We start from the raw sequence: 19,030 nt of genomic DNA, 5'->3' as shown, positions 1-19,030 counted from the left end.
CGAAAGAGAGTAGTCGAAATGAAGGTCATCACCGCCAATCGTCTCTTGAACGGCGACGTTGTCTGGCTCGGAGAAAACGGCAACTGGGTCGAGCGCGTCACGCTGGCCCGCACTTTCGAGGGCAAGGATCAGGTCGCCGAAGGGCTTGCGATCGGGCAGCAGGCCGAAAAGGACCAGGAAGTCGTCGGCGTCTACGAGACGGACGTGACGCTGGAAGACGGCGTGCTTGTTCCCGTCCGCCTGCGTGAGCGCATTCGTGCCGCCGGACCGACCACCCATCCGCACTTCGGCAAACAGGCCCAGGCGGTTTCCGCCTGAACGGAAAAGCGATCAGGGCAGCGCCGGCAGGAAGCATACCGGCAGCGCCCGACAGGAGAGAAGACCGATGTACCGCTACGACGAATTTGACGCGAGCTTTGTCAATCAGCGCACCGAACAGTTCAAGGACCAGGTCCGCCGCCGTCTGGCAGGCGAGCTGTCCGAGGAAGAGTTCAAGCCGCTCCGGCTGATGAACGGGCTCTATCTCCAGCTTCATGCCTACATGCTCCGGGTCGCAATCCCCTATGGAACACTGAACGGCCGTCAGATGCGCAAGCTGGCCCATATTGCCCGCACCTATGACAAGGGCTATGGCCACTTCACGACGCGCCAGAACATCCAGTTCAACTGGCCGAAGCTCGAAGATACGCCAAAGATCCTGGAAGAGCTTGCGGAAGTCGAGATGCACGCCATTCAGACGTCCGGAAACTGCATCCGCAACGTCACGGCGGATCATTTTGCCGGGGCAGCGGCGGACGAGATTGCCGACCCGCGTCCCTATGCCGAGATCCTGCGGCAGTGGTCGTCGCTGCATCCGGAATTCTCGTTCCTGCCGCGCAAGTTCAAGATCGCGATCACCGGCGCGCCGAATGACCGTGCCGCGGTGCAGGTGCATGACATCGGTCTGCAGCTGGCTCGCAACGATGACGGCGAGATCGGTTTCGTCGTCTATGTCGGCGGTGGCCTCGGCCGCACGCCCATGATCGGCCGCAAGGTGCGTGACTTCCTGCCCGAAGAAGACCTGCTGGCCTATTCCGAAGCGATCCTGCGGGTCTACAACCGCTACGGCCGGCGCGACAACAAGTACAAGGCGCGGATCAAGATCCTCGTGCACGAAACGGGTCTTGAGGAACTGAAGGCGGATATCGAGGCGGAATTTGAAAAGATCCGCTTCGGCGTCCTGCGTCTTCCGGACGAGGAAGTCCGGCGTATCGAGACATATTTTGCACCGCCACCGCTTGAGGTCGGCCCGGTTGTCTCGGCCGCGGTTGAAGCGCGCCGTGAAACCGATGCCGCCTTCGCCCAGTTCCTGAAGCATAACCTGAACCCGCACCGGGTACCGGGCTATACGTCCGTGACGCTGTCCATGAAGCCGATCGGCGGTATCCCGGGAGATGCATCCGATGCACAGATGGAAGTGATCGCAGACCTTGCCGAACAGTACGGCCACGACGAAATCCGTATCAGCCACGAACAGAACGTCATTCTGCCCCATGTGAAGCTGGAGGATGTGCCCGCAATCTACGACAGGCTCGCGGCCGCGGAGATCGCCGAAGGCAATGCCGGTCTCATCACCGACATCATCGCATGTCCGGGAATGGACTATTGCGCTCTGGCCACCGCGCGCTCCATCCCCGTCGCTCAGCGTATTTCGGAACGTTTCGGCACGGCGGAACGTCAGGCGGAAATCGGCGAGCTGAAGATCAAGATCTCCGGCTGCATCAACGCCTGCGGCCATCACCACGTCGGCCATATCGGCATCCTCGGCCTGGAGAAGAAGGGCGAGGAATTCTACCAGGTGACCCTCGGCGGTTCGGCCAACGAAAACGCGTCCATCGGCGAAATCGTCGGGCGCGGATTTTCATCCGAAGAAGTTGTCGACGCGATCGAGAACCTTGTCGACACCTATCTCGGACTGCGGTCCGGGAACGAGGAAACCTTCCTGGAGGCGTATCGCCGGGTTGGGGAGGCGCCGTTCAAGGAGGCCCTTTATGGCGCTGCATGAGACCTTCTCTCTGGGCGTGGATCCTGAACTGGGACTGCAGGCGGAAGTTGCCGCTCTGAATTCTCAATACGAGGATACCTCGGCGCAGGAGATCCTGATGGGAGCGATCCGGCACCAGTTTGCCGGTGACATCGCCATGGTCTCCAGCTTTGGTGCCGACTCGGCCGTGCTTCTGCACATGGTCGCTCAGATTGATCCGTCGACGCCCGTGCTCTTCATCGACACGGTGAAGCTTTTCCCGGCAACGCTGCTGTATCGCGAAGAGCTGATCGAAAAGCTTGGCCTGACCGACGTGCGCACCTTCAAGCCGACCCGGGAAGACCTCGCCGAAAAGGACCCTGCGGGAATGTTGTGGATGTCCGATACGGACGCCTGCTGCCACATCCGCAAGGTCGTGCCGCTGGAACGGGCCCTTGGTGGGTTCGAGGCCTGGATCTCCGGCCGCAAGCGCCACCAGAGTTCGACACGGGCAGGTCTGGAACACTTCGAGATCGAAGCCGGGCGGGTGAAGGTCAACCCGCTGGCCGACTGGTCTGCCGCCGAGGTGCTCGACTACGCCCGGACCCATGAATTGCCGCCCCATCCACTCGTCGCGCAGGGCTATCCGTCCATCGGCTGCCTGCCCTGCACGAGCAAGGTGGCCGCGGGCGAGGATCCGCGGGCCGGCCGCTGGCGCGGTCAGGACAAGACCGAATGCGGCATTCACTGGCCGACCCATGGCAAGGAAATCGACGGCAGCGGCATCTGACCGCTGCACTTAACGCAAATGAGGACGCAGAACATGACCACGATTTTTAAGGACGGCGAATTCGTCGAAGAGAACTGGACCAGGGCGGATGCCGAGACCGGCACCGCTGTTGCCGGCGACGCGCTGGTACCGCAGAGCCTGTTTCTGGAAGCGGTGGAAGACTATCTGAGCCGCGACGCCGAAACGGCCGTTCTTGTCGAAGCCGGCGACGACGTGGAACAGATCGCGCCGTATCTCGGCCGGTTGGCCTATGTTGCCGTGGACTTTCCGAGTTTCGCGGATGGGCGCGGATTTTCGGCAGCGCGTGTCCTGCGTGAGCAGATCGGGTACCAGGGCGACATTCGCGCCGCCGGAAAATACATTCTCGACCAGGTGCCGCTGGCGCGCCGATGCGGTGTGTCTTCGTTCGAGATTTCCAAGCCGGAAGTGTTGAAAGCGCTCAAGGCCGGCGAATGGCCGGAAGTGACCAAGTATCTTCAGCCTGTCGGCACGGTTGACGAAATACCGGTCGGCACGCGCCCCTGGGCTCGCCGCTCCTTCAGAGACGTCGCCGTCGCAGCCGAGTAGGCGTCGGTCTAGGGTCAGGACCCAAGAGCCCGGCGTTGCGGAAACAACGCGTCCCGTTTCCTTCGCCGGCTTTATCTGGTGGAAGGCCCGGTTGCAGCTCGCTGTGGCCGGGCCTTTTGTGCGTCAGTCCTTGTTGAATTCGTGTCTGATGATGGCGCCGACGATATTGGAATAATCGTCCGTCCACGGTGCAGTTCCGTCCGAGGCAACCGTTTCCCATCTTTCGTTGTCGAGCAGCGGTCCGAGGTCGGCGTCGTTCCGAGCAAACACCATGACATTCGAGGCGAAGACCTGATCAGGCCTCTCCTGGCGGTCTCCCGGCTTGTAGGAGGCGAACCGGATCTCGTATCCGTCCAGCTCCGCGATGGCGGCCAGGACGCTCGCCAGTTCCAGGTACCTGTTGGAGATATGCATTGCCAGCAGGCCGTTTTCCCCGATTTTCGAGAAGAACAGATCGATGGCCTCGCGGGTCATCAGGTGCACCGGGATGGAGTCGGACGAGAATGCATCGATCAGGAGGTAGTCGAACTTGCTGTCCGGTTCCGCTTCCAGCGTGAGCCGGGCATCCCCCAGGACCATCTTCGTGTCGGGCCCGCAGTCGGAGATGAACCGGAAATAGGACGGATTTGAAGCGACATCGATCACCGACTTGTCGATCTCGTAGACTGTCCAGGTTTCGCCGGGGGCGCGGTGGCACAGGAAGCTGCCGGTGCCGAGGCCGACAACGCCGACATGGCCGAGATCGCCGCCGGCAGATGCGCGTGCAGCGAAAAGCGTCGCCGCCATCTCGCCCGTTTCATGATAGTAGGCGAGCGGTTCCGGCGAGCCTTCGCCGATTTCCGGCTCGAAGGCGCTCATTGCGATGCTGCCGTGCACGGTCGTGCCGTGCACCATGCGGCGATACGTGCCGTCATCCGTGTCCTTGACCTTCACCACGCCGAAGAACGACCGCTCGGTGTGAACGACGCTCGGGTGAAGTTGAAGCACCAGCACCAGCGGGACGGTCAGGATCAGGAGGACATGCGAGATGGACTGCCACTTCAGCTGAGCCAGTGCGGCAAGCGCCACAAGGGCGATGATCGACACCATGACGACTTCATGACCTTCGACCTCGGGAATCCAGCCGCGCGTGAGGCCGATCCAGAACAGGAGGGTCAGTGCGGCACCGAAGAGGATGGTCTTCAACACGGAATTGGCCGTGGCACCGTTCTTGAGCGGCAGCAGGAAGAGCGCTGTCAGCATCAGCATCGGATATTCGGCAACCCAGTTGAAGACGTTCGGTGCAATCAGGCCTGCGAAGATGCCGCCGAGAACGCCCCCGACCGACATCCACAGATAGAACGCGGTCAACTGGCTCGCAGGCGGGCGCAGCTGATAGAGCCGGGCATGGCAGTAGAGCACCGTTATGAAATAGATCAGCAGGTTGGCGCCCAGTCCGAATGTCAGCGGCAGGATCTTGGGCAGGAAGATCACGGCGGTGGCCAGGATCGCCGCAAACGGCAGGATGTTCGACAGAAACTCGACGGAAATCAGCGGCTTGGTTTTGAACGCGATGACGAAGGTCAGCAGAAACAGCGACAGCGGCACCACCCACATGAAGGGTGCGGAGGCGATGTCCACCGCGATATGTGCAGTAAGCGCGATCGTCAGGGCTGAGGGAACGGCAGCGAGGCCGAGATAGACGAAAATCTGCTTCGCCGAAATCGGTGTCGCCGGGGACGGCTCTTCCCTGTCGTTGTCACCCGACTGACCGGCCGCTTCGGCCTGCGGACGGCGAAGGACCGCGGCAGCACACAGCAGGATCGCGATCACGAGGCCGAAATATCCCGCCGTCCACAACAGGGACTGGGTGCCGAGCTTGAGAGCCGGTTCCAATACGAGGATGTAGAGATAGAGCGAGGCGAAACTGCCTATATTGCTTGCACCATAGAGGAAGTACGGATCGGATGCGTGCTTGTGGCCGGTTTGCGTGAACCAGGCCTGCAGCAGGGGCGCATTTGCGGAGACCGCGAAAAATGGCAGGCCGACGGAAACGGCGAACAGGCCCAGCAGCCAGATCTCCTGGTATTCGGCGGGCGGTGTATCCCAGCCGCTGGCAATACCCAGCGGCAGGAACAGGCAGGCGGACAGCAGCACCAGCGTGTGCACGAGGATCGCATGCTTTGTCTTGAGGTAACGGGTCAGCAAATGCGCATAGGTGTATCCGAGGAGCAGAACGCTCTGGAAAAAGACCATGGCCACGGACCAGACGCCGGGAGACCCGCCAAGCTTTGGCAGGACCAGCTTGGAAAAGAACGGCTGGACCGAAAACAGCAGGAAAGCGCTCAGGAAAAGTGTGCCCGCAAAAACCTGCAGAACCGGAATGGCAACGCCGAATTGACCACCTTCGTTCGCCGGGAGCGAAGTTTGCTGCGTCTGCTGCATCGTGTCTTTCCCCTAAGATACCCGGGTGGAGACTACGAAGGTCGAGTTAAGCAACGCATAAAAGACGTGCTTAAGAATAAGGAAACATGCGCCGTATCAGTCACGTCCGCGTGTGCGGAAAGTCGATTTCGAAGCAGGCACCGCCATCGCGCGGAACCAGTGCGATCGACGCGTTGTGGGCCTTGAGCAGAGCCTGGATGATGCCGAGACCCATCCCCGTGCCGCCGCTGTCCCGGCGCGTCGTGAAGAAGAGGTCGAATATCTGGTCCCGGTTTCCTTCCGAGATGCCGTCTCCATTGTCCGAAATCATCAGAGACAGGCCGTTTGCCGTCCCCTGGGCTGAAAACATGACCCGGTCGGCACCGTGCCGGACGGAATTGTCGATCATGTTTTCGAAGACGATCCGGGCGTTTTCCGCGGACATGGGGATCGCGCAGTCGCCATCCGCTTCTATCGTTATCCGCCTGAACCGGCTTCGGATCTCGTCCAGAACCTCCGATAGCCGGCTCGTTCCTCCGATTTCCACGCTGTCCGCCCGCGCCAGTTCCCTGAGGCGGTTCAGCAGCCTGGAGGCGCGCTCGGTATCCGCCAGAATGTTTCGAAGGAACCTTTCCCGTTCGGTGACGTCCAGCTCGTTCCCGCCGTCCCGGAGCAGTTCCGCCGCGCCCTGGATCGCGGTCAGCGGGGTCTTCAGTTCATGGGTCACGTGGTTGGCGAAGGTGTTGATATATTCGTTCCGGTCAAACAGTTTCCGTGAGGTTTCCAGCATGCTGGTCGACAGCGCATGGATCTCCCGGTTGCCGTGGATGCGCAGCGGTTTCAGGGCGTCGCGGTCACCGCGGCCGATTTTCAGGGAGCGGTCCGTGAGCGCCTTGATCGGGCCCGCGATCCCGCGTGCGAAAATGAAACCGACCACGAATGTCGCGCTTAGCACGAATGCCAGAACCAGAACCACGGTTTCCCATTTGAGGAACATTTCCCTGAGGATATTGCTCGGTGTGCGCGAGGCGTAGACGATACCCGCGACCCGGTTGTCGATCAGGATCGGCAGAGCGGCAAACACGCGCACGCTGGTGCCCCGACTGATGGAATAGATCGGCTGCGGGTTCTGGACAACGCGTTCGCGCAGGACGCTGGAATACCGGCCGGCCATTGCGTTCTTGACCTCCGCAACATGCGCAAGCGAAAGCCCGGTATCGTCCCGTCCGGCAATGATTGTCCCGTTCGGATCGAGCACCCTGAAACCGGCAAGCGTCAGTTTCTGTGTGTCCTTCAGCACCTGCCCGATGGCCGTTCCCGCCGCTGCATGGGCCGGATGGATGTCATGCTCGGACGTGCGCGGATCGGGACGGGACGGCAGCACGGCGGTCTTGTTGAGATCGAGAACCGGCAATTGCGGTGTCCAGTCTCCCGCAGGCTTCGTGTCGTATCTTCTGCTGACCGCCAGGGACAGCGGGTCCGTCGAATAGGGCGAGGGGGGACGGGCAACCGGGCCCAGGGGAAGCGTGTCGCCGTCATGCTGCTTCAGATATTGCGCCGTGATCGCCGCGATCGCGGCAGACTGGGCGATGAGCTCGCCTTCCGTGGTCTGGATCAGCTGATTTTCGTAGACACGGAAAAACACGATCCCCGCGAGAGGGACCAGCAGCATGATTGCGAGCACCATCGCTATGACCAAGCTGATGGAGGGGCGCCAACGATCGCGGAATGAGCTGGAAATTTTCATCCGGTTTCAGGGTCAGCTGGTGTCTTCACAGGGGCCGAGCCGGAAACCGACACCGTGCACCGTCTCGATGGCATCGCTGCATCCGGCCGCGGCAAGCTTGGCGCGGATGTTGCGAATATGACTGTCGATCGTACGATCCGAAACGTGAATATTGTCCTTGTAGGCCTTCTCCAGAATACGTTCCCGCGTATAGACGATCTTGGGCCGGTCCATCAGCGCGGACAGGATTTCAAATTCGATGGCCGTCAGACTGATCTCGGTGTCCTGGACCCTCACCTGCCGTTCTTCCTTTTCCAGCGCAAGCAGGCCGTGTTGACGCAGGGGGGGCTCCGCTGCCTGGGCGGTCTGCGGCGCCCCGTACCGCTTCAGAATGACGCCCACCCTTGCAATCAGTTCCCTCGGGCTGAAAGGTTTGGTGACGTAGTCGTCGGCTCCGAGTTCGAGCCCGATGATCCGGTCGATTTCATCGTCGCGCGCCGACAGGAACAGGATCGGCACTTCGGATCTTTTCCTGAGCTCCCGGCAAACGTCCAGGCCGTCCATCTCCGGCAGGCCGATATCCAGGATGATCAGTGCAGGCGCATGAAGTGCTGCCTTGTCGAGCGCGTCCTTGCCGTCGGTCGCGATCTCGTGGCGATAGGATGCCTTTTGGAGCGCGAAGCAGATCACCTCGCGGATATTCGGATCATCGTCGACGACAAGAATGGTTTTTGACTGCAATGGACCGGTCCGGACATGAGAGTTCCCGCACAGCATGCGGATGTGTCTGCGCATATGACTATCAACGCAGGGAGTTAAAAAACAACCGGGGCCGTTTCATGTTTCCAGCCACCAGCCGTCCCTGCGCAACGAACGGGGGAGCGAGGTGTCAACCCTAGCCGTCATGAACAAAAGCGTGTTGCGGCAAGGCTTGCGGACGATATCCGGTGGCTTTCGCATTAACCGGCTGATCCTGGCTGGTAAGTAACGCATAAGGAAAGGCATCTGAACTGTTCTCCTGACAAGCGGGACTCTAGGGTACGGACCCATAAATGAGGCGGAAATGGCTTCACCCCGTGTCGTCAGCGTGCTTGACCGGGCAGAAAGCCCGCTCCGCGCACCCTTCCAAACGGGATCTCGCCATTTCCCATGCCATTTCAGTCTCATTTATGAGTCCGTACCCTAGCCCTTTTGCCGGAGACCCTTGCAGCCCGGTATCAGTCGCTGTGCAGATTTTGCGCAGTTTCGGCATCGCGGACTGTCATGCCGGGATTGCAGGCAGCCGGTGCCGGATCCCGTTCCGGCACCGGCTGCCTGCAACGCGGTGTTCAGGTGGCAAGGCCGGTGGTCTTGAGCAGCACGAAGCCCGGAAACAGGACGAGCGACGACAGGGTCAGAAGCATGCCGATTGCACGCCCTATGCCGAACCCCGTGGTGACGATCGTTGCATAGTGGATGAGACGTCCGAGCAGAAGCGCGGTCCCGCCGGCCCACAGCAGTACCTGGGGTGCACCGGCAAGTTCCGCTGCCGCCATCGCGAGCAGGGCGATCGGCACGGTCTCGGTGAAATTGCCATGCGCGCGCATCCGCTGAAGCAGGACGCTGTCGCCGCCGTCCATGAACTGGACGTCGGTCTGGAGCCTGCGAAGTCCGACGGCGACTGTCATCGGGATCTGTATCAGCGCGAAAACGGCAACGAAAACGATTGTGACGGGCAGCGCGGAAAGGATTTCCATTGTTGGGCTCTCCCATTTCTGGAGCATCGGAGGATACGGCCGGCGGTTGCGGAACGCAGGCGCACCGCCGGCGGTCTGAAGAGATGTTGTCGGGGATCAGCTCTCGGCCGGTGCTTCATAGGTTATGAGCGCGATGACCCCGCCGACCGGATCGATCAGCGTTGCCATGCGCCCGACACCGGGAACGGTCATGGGGTCGCCGGCAATGGTCGCGCCCAGTGCCTTGGCCTTTTCCACCCGTGCATCCACATCATCCACGGTGACATAGGGCAACCAGCGCGGCGCCTCGGCCGCCATGGGCGGAAATCCGCCGATCTTGTCATCGCCGTTCGCAATAACCGTGTAGGTCATGCCCGGCATTTCCATGTCTTCCAGGCCCCAGCCGAGGAGACCGGTGTAAAATTCCTTCGCCTTTGCGCCGTCACCGCTGTGAAGTTCCATCCAGCTGAACGCACCATGGGTTTGCATCGGGTTGCTCATGTTTTCCATCCTCAAGGTTCATGATCTGCCTGGGCGGGCCAGGTGATCGGAGGACGCGGGAGACTTGTCAGATCCGACAGGTGTGAAAGTTTTTTTGGGGGGCAAGGCAGTGTAGGTCAGCCCGCAGTGTCAGCGGATCTCGTTGAGGATCCAGTCGGTCAGCGCTGTCGAAGCGTCTTGATTGGCCGATTTGCCCGCGGGACGAAGCAACCAGAAACCGAGGTCCCTCTCGCTGTCGTCATGCCAGACTTCTTGCAGGCGCCCGGATTTCACGTCGGCACGCGCGATGAGCTTGGGCGCGACCGCCATGCCTTGCCCGTTTGCCGCCGCGTCCAGTGCCAGCGACGTCTGATTGAACTGGAGGACCGGCTGCGGGCAAGGAAGGTCGTGTTCCGCCAGCAAGTGTTCCCAGTACCTGTGCCCATCCTGTATCAGCGGCAGGCCGGTCAAATCCGCAAGGGTGCGCGGTGCACCACGAGGCAGGTCGATCGCCGGGCCGCAATAGGCGCCCAGGTCGATCGGTGCCAGGAGGTGGATGGCAAGTTTCCGGTCCAATGGGCGTCGTCCCTGCCGGACCGCAATATCGACATCTTGCGTTTGAAAATCCGTCAGGTGTTCGCTGGCAATGATCCTGACATCGATATCCGGGTTGATCTCCATGAATTGCGGCAGCCGCGGCACCAGCCATTTCGAGGCAAAGGACGGCGGCACACTGATGGAGACCCTGTTGATGGAAGGTAGTAAGTTTCTTGTAGCCTCGTTGATGATTTCAAGGCCTTTTGACGTATCGCCGTGGTAGCGTCTGCCCGCTTCCGTGAACGATAGTCCGCGGGCTCTGCGGTCGAACAGCATGACGCCGAGATCAGCTTCCAGCGAACGGACAGCCTGTGCCACGGCGCCCTGCGTGAGATTGAGTTCTTCAGCGGCAAGCCGAAAATTCAGATGCCGGGCCGCGGCATCAAACATCTTGATGTGTTGGAGTTTCGGTGCGCGCATTGGTGTCAAGACAGTAGTTTTTCTATAGTCTAAGCGGTTCGGAAATGATTGGTCAAGCCGGTCCGGCGCGTCTAGCTTCGTATCAGAATTTTTCAGAACCTGGAGGTTGGTGATGACGGAAACAAAGGTGGCGATCGTGACGGCCGGCGGCAGCGGCATGGGAGCCGACAGTGCGCGCAAGCTGGCACGGGACGGCCATGAGGTCGCCATTCTCTCCTCGTCCGGAAAGGGGGAGGCGCTTGCCGCCGAACTGGGCGGCATCGGCGTGTCCGGGTCCAATCAATCCAACGACGATCTCAAGCGGCTCGTGGATCTGACACTGGAGCGATGGGGCCGGGTGGACGTGCTGGTCAACAGCGCGGGTCATGGTCCGCGTGCACCGGTTCTGGACCTGAGCGATGAAGACTGGCACACGGGGCTGGACGTCTATTTCATGAATGTCGTCCGTCCGACGCGCCTTGTTGCACCTGTCATGCAGAAGCAGAAGTCCGGCGCAATCATCAACATTTCCACCTTCGCAGCGTTCGAACCGGACCCGGTTTTCCCGACATCAGGCGTTTTCCGGGCCGGCCTGGCGGCTTATGCCAAACTGTTTTCCGACAGATACGCCGCTGACAACATCCGCATGAACAACGTCCTGCCGGGCTTTATCGACAGCTTGCCGGAAAAGGAGGAGTTTCGCGTGCGGATACCGATGGGGCGCTACGGAAAGTCGTTAGAAGAGATTGCATCGGTCGTCGCCTTTCTCGCATCGGATGGCGCCGGCTACATCACGGGCCAGAACATCCGCGTCGATGGCGGCATCACGCGGTCGGTCTGATGCGCTGCCGAGAGGAGCCGCTTCCGGGCGGTTCCAAAGAAACGATGGATGCAACAACGCCTTGTTTCAGTGGGATTTTCTGTCTGCCGGGTTCTCCCGGACTCTTCCTGGAAACTCAAGCCCATCGAAATGCATGTCCCGACCGTGTCCATGCGGCGATCCGTTGGCCAAAGGTCTTTCCGGCTTGGAGACTTTGTAGTCGCCTTTCACGTTGCTCAGGCTTGTTGCCCTCAGGAACATGACCAGAAGCGTGACGCCCACCAGGAGCCCGATCCAGACGGGCAGAGGAATAGAAAGAAGTTTTTCAATCGTCTCCACTATATTATCTCCCACATGAATTCTTTTAGTCACAATATTAATATAGGTGTTGTAAAAAAATTTTCAATCTAAAGACTTTCTTTTAATTTTTGAATTTTTGATCTTATGTATTTACGCTCAATCTCGGTTCCTGCTTGGCGAAGTGCAAGGTTATAAGACTTCAATGCTTCCAGATTTAGCAAAATATCTGTCTGAAAGGCAGCTTTTGTCGCGTGAAAACTGCTATATCGTTCCAGCGGGGCAGAGAGGAGTTCCAATAGATCAAGCGCTTCTCTCGGACCCTTCAGTTTTGCAACGACAACCGCCCTGTTCAATGACACGATCGGTGATGGGCGGATATGTTCAAGCGCAAGATAGAGCCTGTTGAGCTCGGCCCAGTCCGTATCGGCATAGGCCTCGGCCCGCGTGTGGGTTGCCGCAATGGCGGCTTCGATCTGGAGAGGGCCGGGGGTTCCCTTGCGCAGGGCGGCTTCAAGGAGAACCGTGCCTTCGGCGATGTTTCGTCGATCCCACTTGGTCCGGTCCTGATGTTCGAGCGTGATCGCCGCCCCGTCATCTGACACGCGCGCGTGCCGGCGGGAATGCTGGATGAGGCAGAGCGCCAGAAGCCCGCGCAACTCGGGTTCTTCCGGATAGAGGCGGACGAGAAGGCGTGAAAGGCGAATGGCTTCCTCGCACAAGGTGACCCGAATGAGCGAAGACCCCTTCGAGGCAGAGTAGCCCTCGTTGAACAGAAGATAGATTGCGTTGGCGACGGCTGAAAACCGCTCGGCGCGGCCTTTTTCATCCGGTTCCTCGTAACGGAGTTTTGCAGCTTGCAGACGTTTTTTCGCACGCGTGATCCGCTGCTCCATCGTCTTGGGCTGTATGAGAAAGGCCCGTGCGATCTCGTCGACCGACAGTCCGGCAACGATCTTCAAAGCAAGAGCGATCTGTTGGTCCCGCCTTAAAACAGGGTGGCAGCAGGTAAACAGCAGCCTCAGGAACTCATCCCTGTAAACCGAACGGTCCAGCGACGTCGTCAACTCTTCTTCCGGGTTTGTATTGTCGAAGTGAGCCTCTAGGTCTTCCGGCGACGCCAGCGTTTCGCGCCGCTTCTTGCGAAGGGCATCTATGCCGGCATTCCGGCCGGCAACGATCAGCCACGCGGTCGGATCCTTGGGGAGCGCGTCCCGCTGCCACGTTCTGTGTGCCTTGAGCGAGGCCTCCTGAAAGGCGTCTTCTGCAAGATCGATATCGCCAAGCACCCGGTTCAGGGCCGCCAGCGCACGCGGGCGGGCCGCCCTAAGATGCGTCGATAACCAGGCGTTCGCCATTCTTGAAATCGGCTCCCTCGAAATATTCCACCGGACGCACCTCGACCCGACCATATTCGAGAGGCAGCAGCTTCACCGTGTCGATGGCGTCTTCGAGCGACGCGCAATCGATGAGATAAAATCCCATGAATTGCTCCTTTGTCTCCGCGAACGGGCCGTCGGTCACCAGGTAGCCGTCGTTCTCCTTGTTGACGGTCACGGCGGTCCCGGTCGACATCAGCTTGGTCGCGGCTGCAAAGCTCTTGCTTGTCTTGGTGTGTTCGTGAAAGGCGCGATGGTGGCTCATGATCTCGGCATGCTCCTCCGGCGAAACGGCATCCATGATATCTTCGCTGGCATATATCAGCACGGAAAACAGCATCTTTTTGGTCTCCGGGTTTACGGGATCGATGACCGAGGAACGTTCCGGCCCGAGCATATCCGACACCAGGCAATTAAGAAAATTGCGTGGGGCATGGCGAGGGAAATCTGGCCAGCAAAAACGAAAAAAGCGATGTTACTCAATTACATCGCTAAAATTGGCAAGGTTCTCCAGCCCCAAGGAATATGCATTACTTTCCGCGGCGTTCTTTGTGGGAGAACTTTGATGCGTACCGCTACCCTTGCAATTCTGGCCTGCTTTTCCGTGGCTTCAGTGCCCTCGGCGCAGGAGTTCGACGTCAACGAGGACCAGCTCCAGGACGTTTACCCCGGCGAAGCCTATTCGCCATATGCGGGCCGCAACTTTCCGGAGCATCCGCTGTGGGGCGACACGCATCTGCATACCGGACAGTCCATGGATGCGGGCGGGTTCGGTGCGAGGCTGACGCAAGAACAGGCGTGGCGCTTCGCGCGCGGCGAGGAAATCACCGCGTCGTCCGGGCAGCCTGTGCGCCTTTACAGGCCTCTGGACTGGCTCGTGATTACCGAACACTCGGACGGGATGGGGCTGATCACCGACATTCTGGATGCCGCTCCCGGCGTGACCAAATACGAGCAGGGCCGAAAGTGGTCGGAGGGCTACAGGGCCGGCGGACAGGAAGCGGTGGCCGCGACGATCGACCTGATCACGCAGTTCAGCCAGGGGCAAGTCAACCCGGAGCTTTTCGCCCAGTACCAGCCGGGCGCGCGCCGGTTCGCATCAATCTGGTCGGACAATGTCAGAACGGCGGACGCCTTCAACGAACCGGGGCGGTTCACGGCACTGATCGGGTTCGAATGGACGTCGCTCGACAAGGGCAACAACCTGCACCGCAACGTGATTTTCCGCGATGGCGCGGAAAGGGCCGGGCAGGTCGTGCCCTTCACCATGACCCCGCCCTTCGGAAGCCCCGATCCGCTCGACCTCTACGAGTGGATGCAGACTTACGAGGACAGGACCAATGGTGCCGTGCTTGCGCTGGCGCATAACGGCAACCTCTCCAACGGCGTCATGTTCCCGATCGACAAGCAATTCACGGGCAAGGCGCTGGACCAGGACTATGTTGAAAAGCGCGCCAAGTGGGAACCGCTTTACGAGATCACCCAGATCAAGGGGGATGGTGAGGCGCATCCGTTCCTGTCCCCGAATGACGAGTTTGCGGACTACTACAACTGGGATGCCGGCAATCTCGACCTGACCACCGCCAAGACCAACGACATGCTTGCGGGCGAATACGCGCGCGAAGCACTCAAGAACGGCTTCCTGCTGGAGGAAAAATTCGGCACGAACCCTTACAAGTTCGGCTTTTCCGGCGCCACCGACAGTCACACGGGACTGGCAACGTTCGAGGAGGAAAACTTCTTCGGCAAGCACACCGGTTACGAACCCTCGCCGGAGCGGCTGACCCATCCGTTCGTGAAGACCGAGAACGGGGAGCTTTTTGCCTGGCAGATGGTATCGTCCGGCATTACGGGCGTGTGGGCGGAAGAGAACACGCGCGAATCCATTTTCGACGCGATGCAGCGCAAGGAAGTCTATGCGACGACCGGCCCGCGCATCATGGTGCGTTTGTTCGGCGGCTGGGAATTCACCGACCAGGACATGCAGACCCGCAATCCGGCCTTGCTCGGATATCGCAAGGGCGTGCCCATGGGCGGCGACCTGATGCCGAAACCGGACGCGGCCGAGGCACCGTCCTTCATGGTCTACGCGCTGCGCGACGCGGTCGGGGCGAACCTCGACCGGATCCAGATCGTCAAAGGCTGGCTGGATGCCGACGGCAACACGCAGGAAAAGGTCTATGACGTGGCTTGGTCCGATGGCCGCCAGCCGGGAAGCGACGGCAAGCTGCCTGCCGTCGGCAACACCGTCGACGTCGCGAGCGCAAGCTGGACCAACTCGATCGGGGCCTCGGAATTGGCGACGATCTGGACCGATCCGGATTTCGATCCGGCCGAGCGCGCCTTCTACTATGCGCGTGTCCTGGAGATCCCGACACCGCCCTGGTACGTCTATGATGCATTCCGCTACGGTGTCGGCATCCCCGAAGGCGCACCGACGGCGCAGCAGGAACGGGCCTACACCTCTCCGATCTGGTTCACGCCGGAATCGTGATCATGCAGAAGGCGGGCCGGGCTCTCCTTGAGGCATGTCGTTGCGGCGCATTTTGCTCGGGGTATGATGAGACCGGCTGGGCCGTTTCGACCCCGCCAGACCCGGTCACAGACAGGAGAGCCCCTGCATGAAACTCAAAGACACGATTTTCCCGGTGATCATGCTCCTGGCGCTGTTCGGCATGATCGTGATGGCGTTCAATCTTCCGGTCGGAATGGGGACGAAGCAGCTCGGTGTCCTCGTCTTCGGTGCCATCCTTGTTTTCGGCGTCTTCAACCTCGCGCTGGTGTTTCTGGACAGCGTCAAGAAAAAAGGGCCGTGAGTCGGCCAGCCCACGAAGGTGACCTGAATGCGCCACGCGATCATGCGATTTCGTCCGCTTCGGCGATTTGAAAGAGGGTCGGTCCTGTTCAACTGCGTGGCAGCCACGTGGGTCGCGGTCTTCTGGGCGGGCAGCGCCGCTGCATGCTCCTTCCACAATTACGTTCCGGCCCGGACGGCGGTGGACTGGGTATTGACCGGACAGGCTGCGGTGCTTGCACGGCCCGATCCTGAAAACCGGTTTTCCTACAAGGTCACGCAGGTTTTGCGCGGGGATGCCGGAATAGAGGCCCCACCGTTTCTGATCGACAGCGCCACGCGTGCGAAGCTGGTTCAAAACCGGAATGACACCGTTCTTTTCGGGCTGAACGCGACCGGGTCCTGGGTCCGGATCGCCTATGTGAAGGAAGACTATCGGACGGCGCTCGACGAGGTTGTTGCCAAAGCGCGGGCATGGCGCGACCAGGACTACCATCCTGAACGGATCGAGCGTTTTTCGGCATATCTCGGACATCCGGATCCCGAGCTGAGCAAGCTGGCCCTGCTTGAGATCGACCGCGCACCCTATGCGCTCCTTCGCCGGCTAAACCCACAGGTTCCGGTCGCGTATCTGACGGACCTGCTGCGCTCGCGCGAGGCCTATGCCTACCGGCCCATTGTCGCCCTTCTTCTTGGGCTGCACAGGTCGGCCGAAGCGCAAGCTTTCATCCGCGACTTTGTCGACCGCTCCCTCGATTGGCAATGGGCGGAACACTTGGGACCGTTCGCGACAGCGCTGATAGAACAGGAAGGCGTAAACGGAATTGCCAGGCTCGAACCGTTTCTGACCGACCCCGGGCAGCCATTGGAAAAGCTGGAATCCATCGTCGAGGCAATGGCGATACATCACGGTGCCGGTTCGCCCGCCATCCGGGAAGCGGTGTTCGATGTCCTGACCGAATTTGCCGGAAATCGACCGGGCGGGTCCGTTCTGATCGCCCGGCAGTTTTCGCAAAGGCGGAACTGGGCGTTCGGCGCCAGCCTCGAGGCCTTCCTTGAAACCGGCGGAAACCTGTCATCGGGCGGCAAGCTGGTCGTGGCGGCCTATGTTGCGCAGGCGCGCGTGAACCACAGACAAACGGAATCGGGCAAATCGCCGGTGCAATGAGACAGATGGGGTTGGTGAAAGTTCAGTGATGTCCGGTCTTCGTCAGTTCTTTCGTCAGCCGCTGCTGCACTTTATGCTGCTTGGCGCGCTCATCTTCGCCGCCTATGGCCTTGTTGCACCGGGCTCGGAGACCGAGCCCGAACAGCCAGGTGAAGACATTATTGTGACGCAGCAGCAGCTTGATCGGCTGATTGAGGAATACCACGCCACATGGCAGCGCCCACCGGGGCCTGAGGAGAAAGAGGCGCTTATCGACGGATACATCCGCGAGGAAATCCTGGTTCGCGAAGCGCTCCGGCTGGGTCTGGACCAGGGAGATACGGTCATTCGCCGTCGCCTTGCGCAGAAAATGGACTTCCTGGCGACTTCCGCCGCCCGTTCGCAGCAACCGGCGGAACAGGATCTGAAGGACTTCTACGCGGCCAACGAGGCCTATTACCGCCGGCCCGGACGCATCGCCTTTGAACAGGTTTTTCTCGGTCCGGCCGTGGATGAAGAACTCGTTGACGAACTCCGGGAGAGCCTGCGCACAGGCGCGAACCCGGAACGGCTGGGCAAACGCACGCTGTTGCCGTTCCGGGTGCGCCTTTCCGATAAGGCGCGGATCGAGGGTCTCCTCGGCGAGGGGGCTTTCGAACGGTTGGAGGGGCTGCCGCGCAACGGGTGGCAGGGTCCGGTCAAATCCGGATATGGCGCGCATCTGGTGCGCGTCACCGAGTACCAGCCGCCGGAACTGCTTTCCTTCGACACCGTCAGGGAAGATGTCGTGACCGACTGGACGCAGAAGAGGGCCCAGGACATCAGGGCGGACGCGCTTGAAGCCATGCGGCAACGGTATCGTGTTGTCCTGCCGGAGGCTGAACGATGATCCGGCGGATCTCCCTGGTCCTTTCTCTGTTTTTCGCTTGCCTCGGCGCGCAAGATGCTGCCTACGGCCATGCCCTCCAGCCCGGCTACGCGTCGCTGGAACAGGTTGGTGACAACACCTGGCAGGTCTATTGGCGCAAACCCGACGTCTCCGGGCGGCCCATGCCGATTGATCTGTCGCTTCCCGCCGGATGTGCGCCGCAGACGGGACCTCTCGCAACCGCGCGGGAAGGGGCCTGGGAGGCATGGTGGACCGCTGTTTGCGATGGGCCATTCGCAGGCGGCACCGTATCCATTCCGGGGCTTGAGAAAACCCGGACGGATGTTCTCGTGCGGATTTCGCCCATGGAAAGCACGACGGTCTCGCTTCGCCTGACTGCCGCCGAACCCGCCGCGATCGTGCCCGCAAATCCGAGTTCGCTTGACGTCTTTACCGCCTATGTCGGCCTCGGTTTCGAGCACATCCTCGAAGGATGGGACCACCTGTTGTTCCTGTTTGCGTTGCTGGTGCTTATCCGTGACTTCTGGCGAATGGTCGGTGCCGTGACCGCGTTCACCGTCGCGCACAGCCTGACGCTTGCGGCGGCGACGCTCGGCTGGATTGCCTTGCCGCCCGCGCCGGTCGAGGCGGTGATTGCCCTGTCGATCGTCTTCCTGGCGAGCGAAATCGCGCTCAGCGGCGATGGCCGGGCACGGCTGTCCCAATCGGCTCCCTGGCTGGTGACCTTTGCCTTCGGTCTCCTGCACGGCCTCGGTTTCGCGGGCGCCTTGAAGGAGATCGGGCTGCCGCAGTCGGACATCCCGCTCGCCCTGCTTGCCTTCAATGTCGGTGTGGAAGCAGGCCAGCTTGCATTCGTCGTGGCGGCCCTGGCCGTGCTGACGCTGATTTCCAGACTGCTCCTGAAAGGGCCGCTGCTGGCCTACCGGCCTGTCAGCCTGATGATGGCCTACGCGATCGGCAGTCTCTCAAGCTTCTGGCTGATCGAGCGAATCATGTCCTTCGGACCTGCTTGACCGCACTGCCGC

19 protein-coding genes are annotated in these 19,030 nt (G+C 60.6%); 10 read left to right on the top strand and 9 right to left on the bottom strand.

The features are described 5' to 3' along the window. Positions 1-18: 18 nt before the first annotated feature. From ACO08A_RS04870 to ACO08A_RS04855, 4 genes are all read left to right on the top strand, one after another. A complete protein-coding gene (locus ACO08A_RS04870) occupies positions 19-318 on the top strand; it encodes a DUF2849 domain-containing protein (protein WP_422040076.1) in 300 nt (99 codons plus the stop codon). Positions 319-385: 67 nt separating this feature from the next. Further along, positions 386-2,044, top strand: a complete 1,659-nt coding sequence (locus tag ACO08A_RS04865) for a nitrite/sulfite reductase (protein WP_421981493.1) — start codon at positions 386-388, stop codon at positions 2,042-2,044. Further along, complete coding sequence (locus tag ACO08A_RS04860; protein WP_421981494.1) at positions 2,031-2,792, top strand: phosphoadenylyl-sulfate reductase; 762 nt, start codon at positions 2,031-2,033, stop codon at positions 2,790-2,792. The genes ACO08A_RS04865 and ACO08A_RS04860 overlap by 14 nt, the downstream gene beginning before the upstream one ends. 33 nt (positions 2,793-2,825) lie before the next feature. After that, complete coding sequence (locus tag ACO08A_RS04855; RefSeq protein WP_422040075.1) at positions 2,826-3,359, top strand: DUF934 domain-containing protein; 534 nt, start codon at positions 2,826-2,828, stop codon at positions 3,357-3,359. A 123-nt stretch (positions 3,360-3,482) separates the two neighbouring features. Here the strand turns inward: ACO08A_RS04855 and ACO08A_RS04850 are convergent, their stop codons facing one another. The 6 genes from ACO08A_RS04850 to ACO08A_RS04825 all read right to left on the bottom strand — a co-directional run bounded on the left by ACO08A_RS04850 (position 3,483) and on the right by ACO08A_RS04825 (position 10,859). Next, complete coding sequence (locus ACO08A_RS04850) at positions 3,483-5,783, bottom strand: spermidine synthase (protein WP_422040074.1); 2,301 nt, start codon at positions 5,781-5,783, stop codon at positions 3,483-3,485. Between the two features lie 100 nt (positions 5,784-5,883). Then, positions 5,884-7,434 (bottom strand): ATP-binding protein, encoded by a 1,551-nt coding sequence (locus ACO08A_RS04845; RefSeq protein ID WP_422040073.1) that lies wholly within the window; start codon positions 7,432-7,434, stop codon positions 5,884-5,886. Positions 7,435-7,521: 87 nt separating this feature from the next. Continuing rightward, complete coding sequence (locus ACO08A_RS04840; RefSeq protein ID WP_422040072.1) at positions 7,522-8,229, bottom strand: response regulator; 708 nt, start codon at positions 8,227-8,229, stop codon at positions 7,522-7,524. Positions 8,230-8,816: 587 nt separating this feature from the next. Continuing rightward, positions 8,817-9,224 (bottom strand): MAPEG family protein, encoded by a 408-nt coding sequence (locus ACO08A_RS04835; protein WP_422040071.1) that lies wholly within the window; start codon positions 9,222-9,224, stop codon positions 8,817-8,819. A 96-nt stretch (positions 9,225-9,320) separates the two neighbouring features. Beyond that, on the bottom strand, positions 9,321-9,704 hold the full coding sequence (locus tag ACO08A_RS04830) for a VOC family protein (RefSeq protein ID WP_421981500.1): 384 nt from the start codon (positions 9,702-9,704) through the stop codon (positions 9,321-9,323). A 129-nt stretch (positions 9,705-9,833) separates the two neighbouring features. Continuing rightward, positions 9,834-10,859, bottom strand: coding sequence for a LysR substrate-binding domain-containing protein (locus tag ACO08A_RS04825; protein ID WP_422040070.1), 1,026 nt, complete (start codon positions 10,857-10,859; stop codon positions 9,834-9,836). On the opposite strand from ACO08A_RS04825, the gene ACO08A_RS04820 reads away from it, so the two are divergent. Then, positions 10,813-11,520, top strand: coding sequence for an SDR family oxidoreductase (locus tag ACO08A_RS04820; RefSeq protein ID WP_422040069.1), 708 nt, complete (start codon positions 10,813-10,815; stop codon positions 11,518-11,520). The genes ACO08A_RS04825 and ACO08A_RS04820 overlap by 47 nt on opposite strands. Before the next feature lie 66 nt (positions 11,521-11,586). Here ACO08A_RS04820 and ACO08A_RS04815 read toward each other — a convergent pair whose 3' ends face one another. From ACO08A_RS04815 to ACO08A_RS04805, 3 genes are all read right to left on the bottom strand, one after another. Beyond that, positions 11,587-11,838 (bottom strand): hypothetical protein, encoded by a 252-nt coding sequence (locus ACO08A_RS04815; RefSeq protein WP_422040068.1) that lies wholly within the window; start codon positions 11,836-11,838, stop codon positions 11,587-11,589. A gap of 68 nt (positions 11,839-11,906) precedes the next feature. Next, positions 11,907-13,154, bottom strand: coding sequence for an RNA polymerase sigma factor (locus tag ACO08A_RS04810; RefSeq protein ID WP_422040067.1), 1,248 nt, complete (start codon positions 13,152-13,154; stop codon positions 11,907-11,909). Continuing rightward, positions 13,123-13,572 carry a YciI family protein gene (locus ACO08A_RS04805; RefSeq protein ID WP_422040066.1) on the bottom strand — a complete coding sequence of 150 codons (450 nt, stop codon included), beginning with the start codon at positions 13,570-13,572 and terminating at the stop codon, positions 13,123-13,125. Before ACO08A_RS04805 ends, ACO08A_RS04810 begins: the two co-directional genes overlap by 32 nt. Positions 13,573-13,740: 168 nt before the next feature. Between ACO08A_RS04805 and ACO08A_RS04800 the strand changes: the two genes are divergently transcribed. The 5 genes from ACO08A_RS04800 (at position 13,741) to ACO08A_RS04780 (ending at position 19,018) form a co-directional block, all read left to right on the top strand. Beyond that, on the top strand, positions 13,741-15,669 hold the full coding sequence (locus ACO08A_RS04800) for a DUF3604 domain-containing protein (RefSeq protein ID WP_422040065.1): 1,929 nt from the start codon (positions 13,741-13,743) through the stop codon (positions 15,667-15,669). Positions 15,670-15,796: 127 nt separating this feature from the next. Next, positions 15,797-15,991 carry a hypothetical protein gene (locus ACO08A_RS04795; RefSeq protein ID WP_421981504.1) on the top strand — a complete coding sequence of 65 codons (195 nt, stop codon included), beginning with the start codon at positions 15,797-15,799 and terminating at the stop codon, positions 15,989-15,991. A 27-nt stretch (positions 15,992-16,018) separates the two neighbouring features. Next, positions 16,019-17,137 (top strand): hypothetical protein, encoded by a 1,119-nt coding sequence (locus ACO08A_RS04790; protein ID WP_422040064.1) that lies wholly within the window; start codon positions 16,019-16,021, stop codon positions 17,135-17,137. Between the two features lie 28 nt (positions 17,138-17,165). After that, positions 17,166-18,005 carry a peptidyl-prolyl cis-trans isomerase gene (locus ACO08A_RS04785; protein WP_422040063.1) on the top strand — a complete coding sequence of 280 codons (840 nt, stop codon included), beginning with the start codon at positions 17,166-17,168 and terminating at the stop codon, positions 18,003-18,005. Beyond that, on the top strand, positions 18,002-19,018 hold the full coding sequence (locus tag ACO08A_RS04780; RefSeq protein ID WP_422040062.1) for a HupE/UreJ family protein: 1,017 nt from the start codon (positions 18,002-18,004) through the stop codon (positions 19,016-19,018). The genes ACO08A_RS04785 and ACO08A_RS04780 overlap by 4 nt, the downstream gene beginning before the upstream one ends. Positions 19,019-19,030 lie beyond the last annotated feature (12 nt).

This window comes from Roseibium sp. (assembly GCF_965232425.1).
Taxonomy (GTDB): Bacteria; Pseudomonadota; Alphaproteobacteria; order Rhizobiales; family Stappiaceae; genus Roseibium.
The sequence above is the reverse complement of the archived record's forward strand: the minus strand, read 5'-3'. Positions and strand labels throughout refer to the sequence as shown.